At 70.7% G+C, this 13,966-nt stretch carries 12 protein-coding genes; 11 read left to right on the top strand and 1 reads right to left on the bottom strand.

The features are described from left to right. Positions 1-36: 36 nt before the first annotated feature. Positions 37-1,080 (bottom strand): sugar ABC transporter substrate-binding protein, encoded by a 1,044-nt coding sequence (locus ACFVZH_RS34590; RefSeq protein ID WP_384903714.1) that lies wholly within the window; start codon positions 1,078-1,080, stop codon positions 37-39. 387 nt (positions 1,081-1,467) lie between these two features. Between ACFVZH_RS34590 and ACFVZH_RS34585 the strand changes: the two genes are divergently transcribed. The 11 genes from ACFVZH_RS34585 to ACFVZH_RS34535 all read left to right on the top strand — a co-directional run bounded on the left by ACFVZH_RS34585 (position 1,468) and on the right by ACFVZH_RS34535 (position 13,683). Beyond that, positions 1,468-2,319 carry a fumarylacetoacetate hydrolase family protein gene (locus ACFVZH_RS34585; protein ID WP_384903712.1) on the top strand — a complete coding sequence of 284 codons (852 nt, stop codon included), beginning with the start codon at positions 1,468-1,470 and terminating at the stop codon, positions 2,317-2,319. Positions 2,320-2,330: 11 nt separating this feature from the next. Continuing rightward, positions 2,331-3,668: an L-fuconate dehydratase gene (locus ACFVZH_RS34580; protein WP_384903710.1), complete on the top strand. Its 1,338-nt coding sequence runs from the start codon at positions 2,331-2,333 to the stop codon at positions 3,666-3,668. Next, on the top strand, positions 3,665-4,426 hold the full coding sequence (locus tag ACFVZH_RS34575; protein WP_384903708.1) for an SDR family NAD(P)-dependent oxidoreductase: 762 nt from the start codon (positions 3,665-3,667) through the stop codon (positions 4,424-4,426). The genes ACFVZH_RS34580 and ACFVZH_RS34575 overlap by 4 nt, the downstream gene beginning before the upstream one ends. Further along, the gene (locus ACFVZH_RS34570) at positions 4,423-5,421 is read left to right on the top strand and encodes an aldo/keto reductase (RefSeq protein WP_384903706.1); all 999 of its coding nucleotides are present in this window, start codon (positions 4,423-4,425) and stop codon (positions 5,419-5,421) included. Before ACFVZH_RS34575 ends, ACFVZH_RS34570 begins: the two co-directional genes overlap by 4 nt. Continuing rightward, positions 5,421-6,161, top strand: coding sequence for a (Fe-S)-binding protein (locus ACFVZH_RS34565; RefSeq protein ID WP_384903704.1), 741 nt, complete (start codon positions 5,421-5,423; stop codon positions 6,159-6,161). Before ACFVZH_RS34570 ends, ACFVZH_RS34565 begins: the two co-directional genes overlap by 1 nt. Continuing rightward, complete coding sequence (locus tag ACFVZH_RS34560; protein ID WP_384903703.1) at positions 6,158-7,633, top strand: LutB/LldF family L-lactate oxidation iron-sulfur protein; 1,476 nt, start codon at positions 6,158-6,160, stop codon at positions 7,631-7,633. Before ACFVZH_RS34565 ends, ACFVZH_RS34560 begins: the two co-directional genes overlap by 4 nt. Further along, positions 7,630-8,280 carry a lactate utilization protein C gene (locus ACFVZH_RS34555; protein WP_384903701.1) on the top strand — a complete coding sequence of 217 codons (651 nt, stop codon included), beginning with the start codon at positions 7,630-7,632 and terminating at the stop codon, positions 8,278-8,280. Before ACFVZH_RS34560 ends, ACFVZH_RS34555 begins: the two co-directional genes overlap by 4 nt. Continuing rightward, positions 8,277-8,588, top strand: a complete 312-nt coding sequence (locus tag ACFVZH_RS34550; RefSeq protein ID WP_384903699.1) for an L-rhamnose mutarotase — start codon at positions 8,277-8,279, stop codon at positions 8,586-8,588. Before ACFVZH_RS34555 ends, ACFVZH_RS34550 begins: the two co-directional genes overlap by 4 nt. Next, complete coding sequence (locus ACFVZH_RS34545; RefSeq protein ID WP_384903697.1) at positions 8,585-9,454, top strand: amidohydrolase family protein; 870 nt, start codon at positions 8,585-8,587, stop codon at positions 9,452-9,454. Before ACFVZH_RS34550 ends, ACFVZH_RS34545 begins: the two co-directional genes overlap by 4 nt. Before the next feature lie 39 nt (positions 9,455-9,493). After that, entirely contained in the window at positions 9,494-10,189 is a 696-nt protein-coding gene (locus ACFVZH_RS34540; protein WP_384903695.1) for a FadR/GntR family transcriptional regulator, read from the top strand. A 356-nt stretch (positions 10,190-10,545) separates the two neighbouring features. Beyond that, positions 10,546-13,683 carry a glycoside hydrolase N-terminal domain-containing protein gene (locus ACFVZH_RS34535; protein WP_384903693.1) on the top strand — a complete coding sequence of 1,046 codons (3,138 nt, stop codon included), beginning with the start codon at positions 10,546-10,548 and terminating at the stop codon, positions 13,681-13,683. The last annotated feature ends 283 nt before the right edge of the window (positions 13,684-13,966 follow it).

Raw genomic sequence — 13,966 nt, 5'->3', positions numbered from 1 at the left:
TGGTCGGCAGACCGCCGCTCACGGGGTCCGGGGGGACTACTGGCCGACGTTGTTGCCCCACAGGGCCTTGTCGTCGACGTTCTCCTTGGTGATCAGGGGGGCGGGGAGCTGGTCCTCGAGGCCGTTGGGCAGGGCGACGATCGTCGACTGGTGGTCGGTCGGGCCGGGCTTGAAGGTCTTGCCTTCGGCGGCAGCCTGCGCGTAGTGGAGTGCGTACTTGGCGTAGAGGTCCGCGGGCTGCGAGACGGTCGCGTCGATCTTGCCCTCGCGGATGGCCTTGAGCTCCGCCGGGATGCCGTCGTTGGAGACGATGCTGATGTGTCCCGGCTGTCCGGCGGGCTTGAGCAGTCCCTTCTGCTGGAGCAGTGCGAGGGTGGGCTGGAGGAAGACGCCGCCGGCCTGCATGTAGATGCCTCCGAGGTCCGGATGGGCGGCCAGGGTGGACTGGAGCTTGGCCGAGGCGACGTCCCCCTTCCAGTCGGTGGCGAGCTCGATCACCTTGATGCCGGGGAAGTTCTCCTTCATGCAGGCGGCGAATGCCTCGGAGCGGTCACGTCCGTTGATGGAGCTCAGTGCGCCCTGGAGCTCCGCGACCTTGCCCTTGCCCCCGAGCTGCTTGCCGAGGAACTCGCATGCCTTGGTGCCGTACGCCTTGTTGTCGGCGCGCACCACCATGTAGACGTCCCCCTTGTCGGGACGCGTGTCGACGCTGACCACCGGGATCTTCTTCGTGGCGAGCGTCTCGAGGGTGGAGGCGATCGCGCCGGTGTCCTGCGGGGCCATGACGACGGCCTTGGCGCCGGTGTTCTGGAAGACCTGGACGTTGGCCACGAGCTTCGTCACGTCGTTCTGGGAGTTGCTCACCGGCAGGGTGTTGAGGCCCTGGCCCTTGGCGTCCCGCTCGATGTACTGCGCGTAGGAGTTCCAGAAGTCGGAGTCCGCGCGCGGCAGGTCGATGCCGAGCGCCGGCTTGCCGCCGGAGGGGGCCGCGTCGCTGCCGCGGTTGCAGGCGGTGGCGAACCCAGCCAGGACGGCCACGGCGGCGGCCGTGGCCGCGATTCTGGAGGAGCGAGGCTTCATCGTGCTGATCTCCTTGGCTGGAGTGCGGGTGCCCCTGACGGGGTGGGGAGCCGGGGGCGTGATCCGGCGATGCGGAACGGCCGGAGATTCCCGAGTCATCGGATGGCTCCGGGCAACGAGGACCTTACGAGTCGGAAACCCGACTGACAAGAGGAGACCTCGGATGAGTTAAGGAGCCGCTTTCAGGGGCCCTTGGCGTGGTCACCGCATGCGGGCACATGGATGCTGACCTGTGGAGGAGCTGGATGGGTACCCTGCGCAACCGACAAACATCGGATGACTCCTTGCGGTGAGGCGAAGGAGGCTCGTATGGTCATGCCGCCGCGGATTCATCAGATGTGTCGGCTTGAGGGGCGTGGTCCCCGAAGCGACGACAGGAGACGAGACATGAAGCTGATGCGTATCGGCATGCCCGGGGACGAGACCCCAGCGGTCCTGGACGAGGACGGCGCCACGTTCGACCTCAGTACCCTCACCACGGACATCGACGGGCCGTTCCTCGCCTCGGGAGGGATCGACCGCGTCCGGCGGGCGCTCGCGGGAGGCGAGCTGCCGCGCCTCGACGTCACCGGCCGGCGGACCGGGGCCCCGGTGGCCCGGCCCGGCAAGGTGGTGTGCGTCGGCCTCAACTACCGTGACCACGCCGAGGAGACCGGTGCGCCCGTCCCCGAGCGGCCGGTGGTGTTCATGAAGGACCCCTCCACCGTCGTGGGCCCGTACGACGACGTGCTGATCCCGCGCGGGTCGGTCAAGACCGACTGGGAGGTCGAACTCGCGGTCGTCATCGGCCGGGAGGCCCGCTACCTCGCGAGCCCCGCCGACGCCCCCGGCCACATCGCCGGCTACGCCGTCAGCCACGACGTGTCCGAGCGGGAGTTCCAGCTCGAGTTCTCCCCCCAGTGGGACCTCGGCAAGTCCTGCGAGACCTTCAACCCGCTCGGCCCCTGGCTGGTCACCCCCGACGAGGCGGGCGACCCTCAGACCCTGCGCCTGGGCCTGGCCGTCAACGGCGAGGTCCGCCAGAACGGTCACACCAAGAACATGATCTTCGACGTCGCGTACCTCGTCTGGTACCTGAGCCAGTACATGGTGCTGCGCCCGGGAGACGTCATCAACACCGGGACCCCGGCCGGCGTGGCCCTCGGCCTGCCCGGCACCCCCTACCTGCGCGCGGGTGACACCGTCGAGCTGTCCATCGACGGCCTCGGCACCCAGCGCCAGACGTTCATCAACGCGTGAAAGGCACCGAGTTGTCCTCAGCCGAAGCCCGGATCACCGCGGTCGACACCTACGACATCCGCTTCCCCACCTCGCGGGAACTGGACGGGTCCGACGCCATGAATCCGGACCCCGACTACTCCGCCGCCTACGTCGTCCTGCGCACGTCCGCGGGCGAGCACGAAGGCCACGGCTTCACCTTCACCATCGGTCGCGGCAACGACGTCCAGGTCGCCGCCATCGACGCCCTGCGCGAGCACGTCGTCGGCAGGAGCGTCGACGAGCTGTGCGCCGATCCGGGAGACCTCTACCGCGCCCTCGTCGGTGACAGCCAGCTGCGCTGGCTCGGACCGGAGAAGGGCGTGATGCACATGGCGATCGGCGCCGTCGTCAACGCCGTCTGGGACCTCGCCGCCAAGCGCGAGGGCAAGCCGGTCTGGCAGTTCCTCGCCGACGCCGCCCCGGAGTGGCTGGTGAGCCAGATCGACTTCCGGTACATCAGCGACGCGCTCACCCGGGACGAGGCCCTGGACCTGCTGACCAAGGGCAGGCAGGGTGCGGCCGAGCGCGCCGCCGGCCTGCTGCGGCAGGGCTACCCGGCGTACACCACCTCTCCCGGCTGGCTCGGCTACTCCGACGAGAAGCTCACCCGCCTCGCCGAGAAGGCCGTCGCGGACGGCTTCACCCAGATCAAGCTCAAGGTCGGCGCCGACCTCGCCGACGACATACGCCGCTGCCGCGCTGCTCGGGAAGCAGTCGGGCCGGACATCCGCATGGCGATCGACGCCAACCAGCGCTGGGACGTCGACCAGGCCATCGAGTGGACGAACGCGCTCGCGGAGTTCGACCCGTACTGGATCGAGGAACCCACCAGCCCGGACGACGTCCTCGGCCACGCCGCCATCCGACGCGGCGTCCACCCGGTCAAGGTCGCCACCGGCGAGCACGTCCAGAACCGCATCGTCTTCAAGCAGCTCCTCCAGGCCGGCGCCGTCGACGTCCTCCAGCTGGACGCCGCCCGCGTCGCCGGTGTCAACGAGAACCTCGCCATCCTGCTGCTCGCCGCCAAGTTCGGCATCCCCGTGTGCCCGCACGCCGGCGGCGTCGGACTGTGCGAACTCGTCCAGCACCTTTCGATGTTCGACTACGTGGCGCTCTCCGGCACCACCCAGGACCGGGTCGTCGAGTTCGTCGACCACCTCCACCAGCACTTCCTCGACCCGGTCGTGGTCGACCGCGGACACTACCGGGCCCCCACCACACCCGGCTTCTCCGCCACCATGAAGCAGTCCAGCATCGACACGTACACCTTCCCGCACGGCGTCTTCTGGATTGCCGACGCGGCCCAGGACACGGAGGGACGGGCATGACGACCGAACTCGCGGGGCTCACCGCCCTGGTCACCGGCGGTGCCTCCGGCATCGGCCTCGCCGCCGCCCGGCTGCTCGCCGAGCGCGGAGCGGACGTCGCCGTCCTCGACCTCGACCCGAGCGGCGCCCCCGCCCCCCTGCACGGCTTCACCGCCGACGTCTCCGACGACGAGTCGGTGCGCCGCGCCGTGCAGGCGGCAGCCGAGACTCTCGGTGGCATCGACATCCTGGTCAACAACGCCGGCATCGGGGCCGCCGGTACCGTCGAGGACAACCCGGACGCGCAGTGGCACCGCGTCCTGGACGTCAACGTCCTCGGCGTCGTCCGCACCACCCGGGCCGCGCTGCCGCACCTGCGGCGGTCGGCACACGCAGCGATCGTCAACACCTGCTCCATCGCCGCGACCGCCGGACTGCCGCAGCGCGCGCTGTACTCGGCCAGCAAGGGTGCGGTGCTGTCCCTCACCCTGGCCATGGCCGCCGACCACGTCCGCGAAGGCATCCGGGTCAACTGCGTCAACCCCGGCACCGTCGACACCCCTTGGGTCGGCCGCCTTCTCGACGCCGCCGCCGACCCGGCCGCCGAGCGCGCCGCACTCGACGCGCGCCAGCCCACCGGACGGCTGGTCTCCGCCGACGAGGTCGCCGCCTCCATCGCCTACCTCGCCTCCCCGGCCGCCGGCAGCACCACGGGCACCGCCCTCGCCGTCGACGGCGGCATGGCCGGACTGCGCCTGCGACCGGAGCCGAAGCCTTGACCCTGTACCGGAACGCACTCGGTCGCAGCACCGTACGGGTCACCGAGCTCTCCTTCGGCGCGGCCGCGATCGGCAACCTGTTCACCGCCGTCACCGACGCCGAGGCCGAGCAGGCCGTCCACGCGGCATGGGACGCGGGCGTACGGTACTTCGACACTGCCCCGCACTACGGCCTCGGCCTGTCCGAACGGCGGCTGGGCGCAGCCCTGCGCTCCCGCCCCCGGAACGAGTACGTCGTGTCCACCAAGGTCGGCCGCGTCCTGGAGCCGACGCCGGGGGCCCCGGGAGACGACCTCGCGAACGGCTTCGCGGTCCCCGCCACCCACCGCCGGCGCTGGGACTTCAGCGCACGGGGTGTACGACAGTCGATCGAGGGGAGCCTGGAGCGGCTCGGCCTCGACCGGATCGACGCCGTCTACCTCCACGACCCCGACGACCACGCCGGGCCGGCCCTCGACCAGGCGTACCCGGAGCTCGCGCGGATGCGCCACGAAGGAACCGTCGGCGCGATCGGCGTCGGCATGAACCAGGCGGACCTCCTCGCCCGCTTCATCCGCGAGACCGACATCGACGCCATCCTCCTCGCCGGCCGCTACACCCTCCTCGACCAGCGCGGCCTCACCGAACTGCTGCCGCTCGCCGCCGACCGCGGCGTGGACGTCGTGATCGGCGGCGTCTTCAACTCCGGCCTGCTCGCCGACCCGCGCCCCGGCGCGACGTACGACTACACCGCCGCGCCGCCCGACCTGCTGTCCCGGGCCCTGGACCTCAAGGCCGTCTGCGAACGCCACGGGGTGCCGCTGCGCGCCGCCGCCCTCCGTTTCCCCCTCGGGCACCCAGCCGTCGCGAGTGTCCTGGTCGGCACCCGCAGCGCCGCCGAGGCCCGCGACGCGGCCGCCATGCTCGGCCACACCGTCCCGGACGCGCTGTGGGCGGAACTCAAGGAACGCAGGCTGCTGCCCGTGGACGTCCCGACCCCCGGGGAGGCCGGCTGATGCGCGTCGCCCTGTTCCTCACCTGCTTCAACGACACCATGTTCCCGGACACCGGCCGCGCCGTGGTCACCGTTCTGGAGCGGCTCGGCCACACCGTCGACTTCCCGCAGGAGCAGACCTGTTGCGGGCAGATGCACTTCAACACCGGCTACCGGCCGGAGGCCGTTCCCCTGGTGGACCGCTTCGCGCGGACCTTCGACGGGTACGACGCCGTGGTCACGCCCTCCGCATCCTGCGCGGGCATGATCCGCGACCAGCACCCCGTCCTCGCCCGGGACCACGGATCCGCCGCGCTCCAGCGGGCGGTCGCCGAAGTGGTGCCCCGCGTCCATGAGTTCACCGAGTTCCTCGTCGACGTGCTGGGAGTCACGGACGTCGGCGCACGGTTCCCGCACCGGGTGACGTACCACCCCACCTGCCACTCCCTGCGCGGCCTGCGCCTCGGCGACCGGCCGCATCAGCTCCTGCGTGCGGTCGAGGACATCGAGCTCGTCGACCTCCCGGCCGCCGACTCCTGCTGCGGTTTCGGCGGTACCTTCGCCGTCAAGAACGCCGAGACGTCGAGCGCGATGCTCGCCGACAAGACGCGAGGAATCCTGGACGGCGGCGCCGAGGTGTTGTGCGCCGCGGACAACTCCTGCCTGATGCACATCGGCGGCGGACTCTCGCGCCAGGGCAGCACCGTACGGACCATGCACCTGGCGGAGATCCTCGCCGCCACCGCAGGAGGCACACGATGAGCGCGCCCACGGACCGCGGCGTCGTCTGGCTCGGCTCGCCCTCCTTCCCCGACGCCGCCAGAAGCGCGCTCAAGGACACCCGGTTGCGCGCCAACCTGGCCCGGGCCACGTCCACGATCCGCGACAAGCGGCTCGCCGTCGCCTCCGAGCTGGACGACTGGGAAGAGCTGCGGACGTCGGCCGCCGCGATCAAGAAGCGCACGGCCCGCCATCTCGACCACTACCTCGTGCAGTTGGAGCAGTCCGTCACGGCCGCCGGCGGCACCGTCCACTGGGCATCCGACGCGGCCGAGGCCAACCGCATCGTCACCGACCTCGTCCGGGCCACCGGCGAACGCGAGGTCGTGAAGATCAAGTCGATGGCGACCCAGGAGATCGGCCTCAACGAGCACCTCGCCGACGCCGGGATCACCGCGTACGAGACCGACCTCGCCGAGCTCATCGTCCAGCTCGGCGACGACCGCCCCTCCCACATCCTCGTCCCCGCCATCCACAAGAACCGCACCGAGATCCGCGACCTCTTCGCCGCCGAGATGGGCCGCTGGGGAGAGCCGGCGCCCGACGGCCTCGGCGACGATCCCGCCGAACTCGCCGAGGCCGCCCGCCGCCACCTGAGGCAGAAGTTCCTCACCGCCAAGGTGGCCGTCTCCGGTGCCAACTTCGCCGTCGCCGACACCGGAACCGTCGTCGTGGTGGAGTCCGAGGGCAACGGCCGGATGTGCCTCACCCTCCCGCAGACCCTCATCACCGTCATGGGCATCGAGAAGGTCATCCCCACCTGGTCCGACCTGGAGGTCTTCCTCCAGCTCCTGCCCCGCTCCTCCACCGGCGAGCGGATGAACCCCTACACCTCCACCTGGACCGGCACCACCGACGGCGACGGACCGTCCGCGTTCCACCTGGTCCTCCTCGACAACGGCCGCACCGACACCCTCGCCGACACCGTCGGCCGCCAGGCACTCGCCTGCATCCGCTGCTCGGCCTGCCTCAACGTCTGCCCGGTCTTCGAGCGCACCGGCGGTCACGCGTACGGATCGGTCTACCCCGGCCCGATCGGCGCCGTCCTCACCCCGCAGCTCGTCGGCGTCGAGAACGCGGCCTCCCTGCCGTTCGCCTCCACGCTGTGCGGCGCGTGCTACGACGCCTGCCCCGTGAAGATCGACATCCCGGAGGTACTGGCCCACCTGCGGGCCGAGGTCGTCGAGGCCGAACGGTCCGCGAAACGCCTGCCCACCCCCGAGGCCCTGGCTATGAAAGCCGCCGCCACCGTCCTCGACTCACCGGCACTGCTCGGCGCAGCCCAGAAGGCAGCGAGCATCGGCGGCCGCGCCCTCGCCCGGCGCGGACGCATCGGCCGCCTGCCCGGACCGATGCGCGGCTGGTCCGAGACCCGCGACACCCCGGTACCCCCGGCCGAGTCCTTCCGTACCTGGTGGCGCAAGAACCGCTCGCAGAACGAAGGGGAACGATGAGCAGCCGCGACGCCATCCTCGGCCGCGTCCGCACCGCACTCGCGGACGTGCCCGCGGACGAAACCCCGCAGGACGTTCCCGTACCCCGCGACTACCTCCGCAGTCACACCGCGCCCGGCGAGGATCTCGTCGCCCTGTTCGCGGAACGGGTCACCGACTACCGCGCCACCGTCCACCGCACCGACGAGGCCGGACTGACCGGCGCGATCGCCGCCGCACTCGCGTCCCGTGGTGTCGACCACCTGGCCCTGCCGAGCGGCTTTCCCGTCGAGCTGCTGCCTCCCGGCCCCTGGACCTGGCACAGGGAACCGCTGGACGTGTCCGACGTGGACGCGCTGGACGGGACGCTCACCCTCGCGGCAGCCGGCATCGCCGTCACCGGGACCGTCGTTCTCGACACCGGCCCCGGACAGGGCCGCCGCAGCCTCACCCTGATCCCCGACTACCATCTGTGCGTCGTGTACGCCGAGCAGATCGCCGCCGACGTCCCCGACGCCCTCGCCCGGCTCGACCCGACCCGGCCGCTCACGTTCGTCTCGGGGCCCTCCGCCACCAGCGACATCGAACTGAACCGCGTCGAAGGGGTACACGGCCCCCGCACCCTGGACGTCATCGTCGTCGACCCCACCCACCCGGAGAAACCATGAGGATCGCCCTGCACACGCGCGTCCGCGCGGACCGGATCGAGGAGTACGAGGCCGCACACCGGGAGGTGCCCGACGAGCTCACCACCGCCATCCGGGCCGCGGGAGTCAGCTCCTGGACGATCTGGCGCAGCGGCAACGAACTCTTCCACCTCCTCGAATGCGAGGACTACGCCCGCCTGCTCGCCGAACTGGAACACCTCCCGGTCAACGTCGCCTGGCAGGCGCGGATGGCAGACCTCCTCGACGTGACCCACGACTACTCCGAGCACGGCGCCGGAGCCGGACTTCCGGTGGTGTGGCAGCTGTGACGGACCGACGGATCATCGACGCGCACCACCACGTCTGGGACCTGGCCGTACGTCCCCAGCCCTGGATCACCGGCGAGGCGCTCGCACCACTGGCCCGCTCCTTCTCGGCCGGCGACCTGGCCCCCGAGGCGCGGGCGGCCGGCGTGGCCGCCACCGTCGTCGTCCAGACCGTCTGTGTCCCCGAGGAGACGCCCGAACTCCTGACGCTCGCCGCGGAGAGCGATCTCATCGCCGGCGTCGTCGGCTGGACCGACCTGACCGCCCCCGACATCGCCGACGCCATCGCCGCACTGCGCGAAGGACCGGGCGGTGAACGGCTGGTGGGCGTCCGCCACCAGGTGCAGGAAGAACCGGACCCCGACTGGCTGCTGCGGCCCGACGTACAGCGCGGACTGGCCGCCGACGCCGACGCCGGGCTCGCCTACGACCTCGTCGTCACGCCGGATCAACTGGCCGCCTGCGAGGAGGCGGCGGCACGGCTCGACGGGCTGACCTTCGTTCTCGATCACCTCGGCAAGCCGCCGATCAGCAGCGGGGCTCTCGAACCCTGGGCAGCAGCCGTACGCCGTCTGGCCGCCCTCCCCCACACCGTGTGCAAGCTCTCCGGCATGGTCACCGAGGCCGCCCCCGGCATATGGCGGGTCGAGGAGCTCGCTCCGTACGTCGACACCGTCCTGGACGCCTTCGGCCCGCGACGGCTGCTCTTCGGCTCGGACTGGCCGGTCTGCACGCTCCAGGCCACCTACGGAGAGGTCGTCATGACCGCCGAACGCCTCACCGACCGGCTGAGCCCGGCGGAGCGGGACGCGGTCTTCCATGACAACGCGATCGATGTCTACGGCTTTGGGCCCCACCCACGGAAGTGACCTATCCTGCACGGACCAGAACTCGAGAGGGGCGAGGTCGTGCCAGTCACCGATGAGGCGATCGAGAAGATCAAAGCCATGATCGTCAGCGGTGAACTCGGCCCGGGCTCCAAACTCCCGCGCGAGGCCGACCTGGCCGTGCGGCTCGGTCTTTCCCGCAACTCGCTCCGCGAGGCGGTCAAGGCACTCTCGCTCATCCGGGTCCTCGACGTCCGCCAGGGCGACGGCACGTACGTGACGAGCCTGGAACCCGACCTGCTGCTCGACGCGCTGACCTTCGTGGCGGACCTCCAGCAGGACGACACCGTGCTGCAGATCCTGGAAGTCCGGCGCGTCCTCGAACCGGCCGCCGCCGCCATGGCCGCCCGCGTGATGCCGGACGAGGAGGTCGCCGCGCTCGGCGAGGTCCTCGACCGGCTCGACGACAACCCGTCGCTGGACGCCCTGATCGACAACGACCTCGAGTTCCACCGCCGGCTGGCAGCGGGCTCGGGCAACGCGGTGCTCGCGTCGTTGATCGAGGGCCTGTCCGGTCCCACCGCACGCGCCCGGGTGTGGCGTGGCCGCGTGGACGACGGTGCCGTGGCACGCACCCAGCAGCAGCACCGGGCGATCTACGAGGCCATCGCCGCCCGCAGGCCCGAACTCGCGCAGGCGTGGGCGACGGTGCACGTCGGCGAGGTCGAGCAGTGGCTGCGCGAGACCCTCGGCGTGGACGGGTCCGCACACGCCTGACCCAGCCCGGCGCGGCCGTACGACCCCGAGGTCGTGGCGGTACGCCGCTCGTGGCCCTACAGAACCCCGTTCCCTTCGGGCGTCATGGCCGGCTTGCGCCAGAGAGCTGCTCGCCCCATCCCCCGACAGGTCACTCTTCGTGTCCGTCCGTGTGCGATGAGTCGGCGCTGCACGCCCCTAGACATCCGATCTATTCAGTGGAAATGATGGCGGCGCCCTCGATGAACGCAGATGCGGCTGCCACTTTCTCCACGAAAGAGCCGATGAATTGGCCGGGAGGTCTCATCGTGATCCATGAAAACGAGCCCAAGCGTAGAAGCCTTCTCAAGTTCAGCGGTGCCCTCGCCCTCGCGCCCTTGGTCACTCAGCTGACCGGCGGCACTCCGATCGCCCAGGCGTCCGCCGCAGGCACCGACGCCCCGCCCCCCGTCCAGTGGCCGACCCTGTCCCGCAAGGCGCTGAGGTACACCGCCCCCGCCACGGACTGGCAGTCGCAGGCCCTGCCGATCGGCAACGGCCGACTCGGCGCCATGCTTTTCGCCGATCCTCATGTGGAGCGCATCCAGTTCAACGAGCAGAGCCTGTGGGGCGGCCTCGACAACTACGACAACGCCCTCGCGGGCGAGCCGGACAGCGTCTTCGACACCGGCATGACCGGCTTCGGCTCGTACCGGAACTTCGGTGACGTCGTCGTCACCTTCGCTCCCGCCCCCAAGGTCACGGCCCCGGGGGGACCGTACCGGACCTCCTCGTCGGAAGGGGTCGACAAGACCTACGACGGCAGCTCGGGCACCAAGTGGTGCATCGAGGCACCCGGTTCGAGGGTGCAGTGGCAGGTGGAGCTTCCCGAACCCGTCCCGGTCCCGTCCTACCGTCTGACGAGTGCCAACGACGTGCCCCAGCGCGACCCGCAGGAATGGACGCTCTCCGGCTCCGCCGACGGGGCCGACTGGACCACTCTGGACAGCCGCACACTGGCGACACCCTTCGAGAGCCGCTTCCAGACGAAGCAGTTCACCTGTGCCGACGCCGGGGCCTACCGCTTCTACCGGTTCGACTTCGTCCCCAAGGCAGGTGTCAGCCACTTCCAGGTGAGCGAGATCGGGCTGACCGGTGTCGACCTCGCGGGCGATGCGATGTACGTCTCGTCGCCGAGCGGGCACGCCGAGGGATCCGGCGCGGGGACCGGCCGCCCGGCCACGGACCTCTCGTGCTCGGTGGACCGCGATCCGGCCACCGTCTGGCGGGTCGACGCGGCCGCCCCGGCGGTCGTCTGGCAGGTCGACCTGGCACGCGCGGTCGTCGTCGCCTCGTACTCCCTGACAGCGGCCCTCGACCGTCCTCAGGACGACCCCGGGCGATGGGCGCTCGAGGCGTCGAAGGACGGTGATGCCTGGGTGACCCTGGATACGCAGAACCCAGGAGCGCCCTTCGCCGGCCGCGGCGAGACCCGGACCTTCCGGATCACCGACACCACGGCCTACCGCAGCTACCGGCTCACCCTGACTCCCGGAGCCTCCTCCACCGGCCTGCAGATCGCGGAGATCGCGCTCGAAGGCGCGGGCTTCGACACGCGCACGCAGCGCGCGGTCGTCGACTACCAGCGTGCCCTCGACTTCGTGGACGGCGTCCACGTCACCCGCTTCGGCGCGCCGGGACGGCGCGTGCTGCGGGAGGCATTCGCCGGCCGGTCCGCGGACGTCATGGTCTTCCGGTACACGTCGGACAGAGTCGGCGGACTCTCCGGAGCGATCTCGCTGACGTCCGCACAGGACGAGACCCCGACGACCGTCGACGCCGGCGCCCGGCGGATCGCCTTCACCGGCGTCATGGGCAACGGCCTCAAGCACGCGTGCGCCGTCCAGGCCGTACACACCGACGGCAGCTTCCACACCGACGGCTCGTTGCTCCGCTTCAGCGGCTGCACCACGCTGACCCTGCTCCTCGACGCCCGCACCGACTACAGGCTCGACGCCGCCGCCGGGTGGCGCGGAGGCGATCCGGCCCCGGTCGTGACGAGAACCCTCGGCAGGGCGGCGACCCGTTCCTACGGCGAACTGCGCGACGAGCACACAGCCGAGACGCGCGCCCTGATGAACCGCGTCTCGGTGGACTGGGGCACCTCCGACGCCGCCGTCGTCGCTCTGCCGGCCAAGTCCCGGCTGGTGCGGTACGCGGAGGGCGGGGCGGACCCGGAACTCGAGCAGACGATGTTCGACTACGGCCGGTACCTGCTGATCAGCTCCTCTCGCCCGAACGGCCTGCCCGCCAACCTCCAGGGCCTCTGGAACGACAGCAACCAGCCCGCGTGGGCCTCCGATTACCACACCAACATCAATGTCCAGATGAACTACTGGGGAGCCGAGACGACGAACCTGCCGGAGTGCCACGAGGCGCTCGTCGGGTTCATCCGGCAGGTGGCGGTACCCAGCCGGGTCGCGACCCGCAACGCCTTCGGCCAGGACACGCGCGGCTGGACCGCCCGCACCAGCCAGAGCATCTTCGGCGGCAACGCGTGGGAGTGGAACACCGTCGCAAGCGCCTGGTACGCGCAGCACCTGTACGAGCACTGGGCGTTCACCCAGGACCTCGGCTACCTGCGTACCGTCGCCTACCCCATGATCAAGGAGATCTGCGAGTTCTGGGAGGACCGCCTCAAGGAGCGCGAGGACGGACTCCTCGTCGCGCCGGACGGCTGGTCCCCCGAGCACGGTCCGCGCGAGGACGGCGTCATGTACGACCAGCAGCTCATCTGGGACCTGTTCCAGAACTACCTCGACTGCGAGGCGGCGCTCGACGCGGATCCCGTCTACCGGGCCAAGGTCGCGGACATGCAGACGCGGCTCGCGCCGAACAGGATCGGCCGGTGGGGTCAACTGCAGGAGTGGCAGGAGGACATCGACAGCCCCACCGACATCCACCGCCACACCTCGCACCTCTTCGCGGTCTACCCGGGGCGCCAGATCACCCCGAAGACGCCTGACTTCGCCGCCGCGGCCCTCGTCTCGCTCAAAGCACGCTGCGGCGAGCGGGAAGGCGTCCCTTTCACGGCCGCGACCGTGTCGGGCGACAGCCGCCGCTCGTGGACCTGGCCCTGGCGGGCGGCTCTCTTCGCCCGGCTCGGTGACGGACAGCGCGCCCAGATCATGCTGCGCGGACTGCTGACCTACAACACGCTGCCCAACCTGTTCTGCAACCACCCGCCCTTCCAGATGGACGGCAACTTCGGCATCACGGGCGCGGTGGCGGAGATGCTGCTGCAGAGCCACGACGGCGTCATCCACCTGCTGCCCGCCCTGCCGGACACGTGGAAGGCCAAGGGCTCGTTCACCGGGCTCCGCGCTCGTGGCGGTTACGAGGTCAGCTGCGAGTGGCGGGACGGGAAGGTGACGTCGTACAGGATCGTGGCCGACCGGGCGCGGAACCGGGGGAATGTCACGGTGCGGCTGAACGGCACAGCCCGCAAAGTGAGGCCGCTCAAGCCTTCCAGGTGACACCGGCCGGGCCTTCCGGTGTCGTACTGGCCGAAGAAGCTCGGCTGCTTCCAGGGGCGCAAAAGGAGGAGCCCGACCTGGGCTTCCGCCCGTCGGGCGCCTTTCTCGCGCGGACTGCACGGCAGCGGCGGCCGCACGGGGACTCTCGTATTTCAGTAGGCCAGCGCCCGCGGCCACCGCATCCGCGCCCTGGTGTACCCCCTGCGGGGGCACCTGTGTTTGCGACGCCCCAATACCGGAGGGGGCCCCCATGCTTTTTGGGGCCCACCCGAATGTGGGGGAG

The organism is Streptomyces sp. NPDC059534 (assembly GCF_042743475.1).
Classification (GTDB): domain Bacteria; phylum Actinomycetota; class Actinomycetes; order Streptomycetales; family Streptomycetaceae; genus Streptomyces.
Note: the sequence above shows the minus strand (reverse complement) of the source record. Positions and strands in the feature narration are given on the sequence as shown.

What these genes read in the sequence shown, in the direction of transcription:
- ACFVZH_RS34575 (WP_384903708.1), top strand. Translation starts at nt 3,665, where the DNA reads ATGACGACCGAACTCGCGGGGCTCACCGCCCTGGTCACCGGCGGTGCC.
- ACFVZH_RS34550 (WP_384903699.1), top strand. Translation starts at nt 8,277, where the DNA reads ATGAGGATCGCCCTGCACACGCGCGTCCGCGCGGACCGGATCGAGGAG.
- ACFVZH_RS34585 (WP_384903712.1), top strand. Translation starts at nt 1,468, where the DNA reads ATGAAGCTGATGCGTATCGGCATGCCCGGGGACGAGACCCCAGCGGTC.
- ACFVZH_RS34590 (WP_384903714.1), bottom strand. Translation starts at nt 1,080, where the DNA reads ATGAAGCCTCGCTCCTCCAGAATCGCGGCCACGGCCGCCGCCGTGGCC.
- ACFVZH_RS34555 (WP_384903701.1), top strand. Translation starts at nt 7,630, where the DNA reads ATGAGCAGCCGCGACGCCATCCTCGGCCGCGTCCGCACCGCACTCGCG.
- ACFVZH_RS34565 (WP_384903704.1), top strand. Translation starts at nt 5,421, where the DNA reads ATGCGCGTCGCCCTGTTCCTCACCTGCTTCAACGACACCATGTTCCCG.
- ACFVZH_RS34560 (WP_384903703.1), top strand. Translation starts at nt 6,158, where the DNA reads ATGAGCGCGCCCACGGACCGCGGCGTCGTCTGGCTCGGCTCGCCCTCC.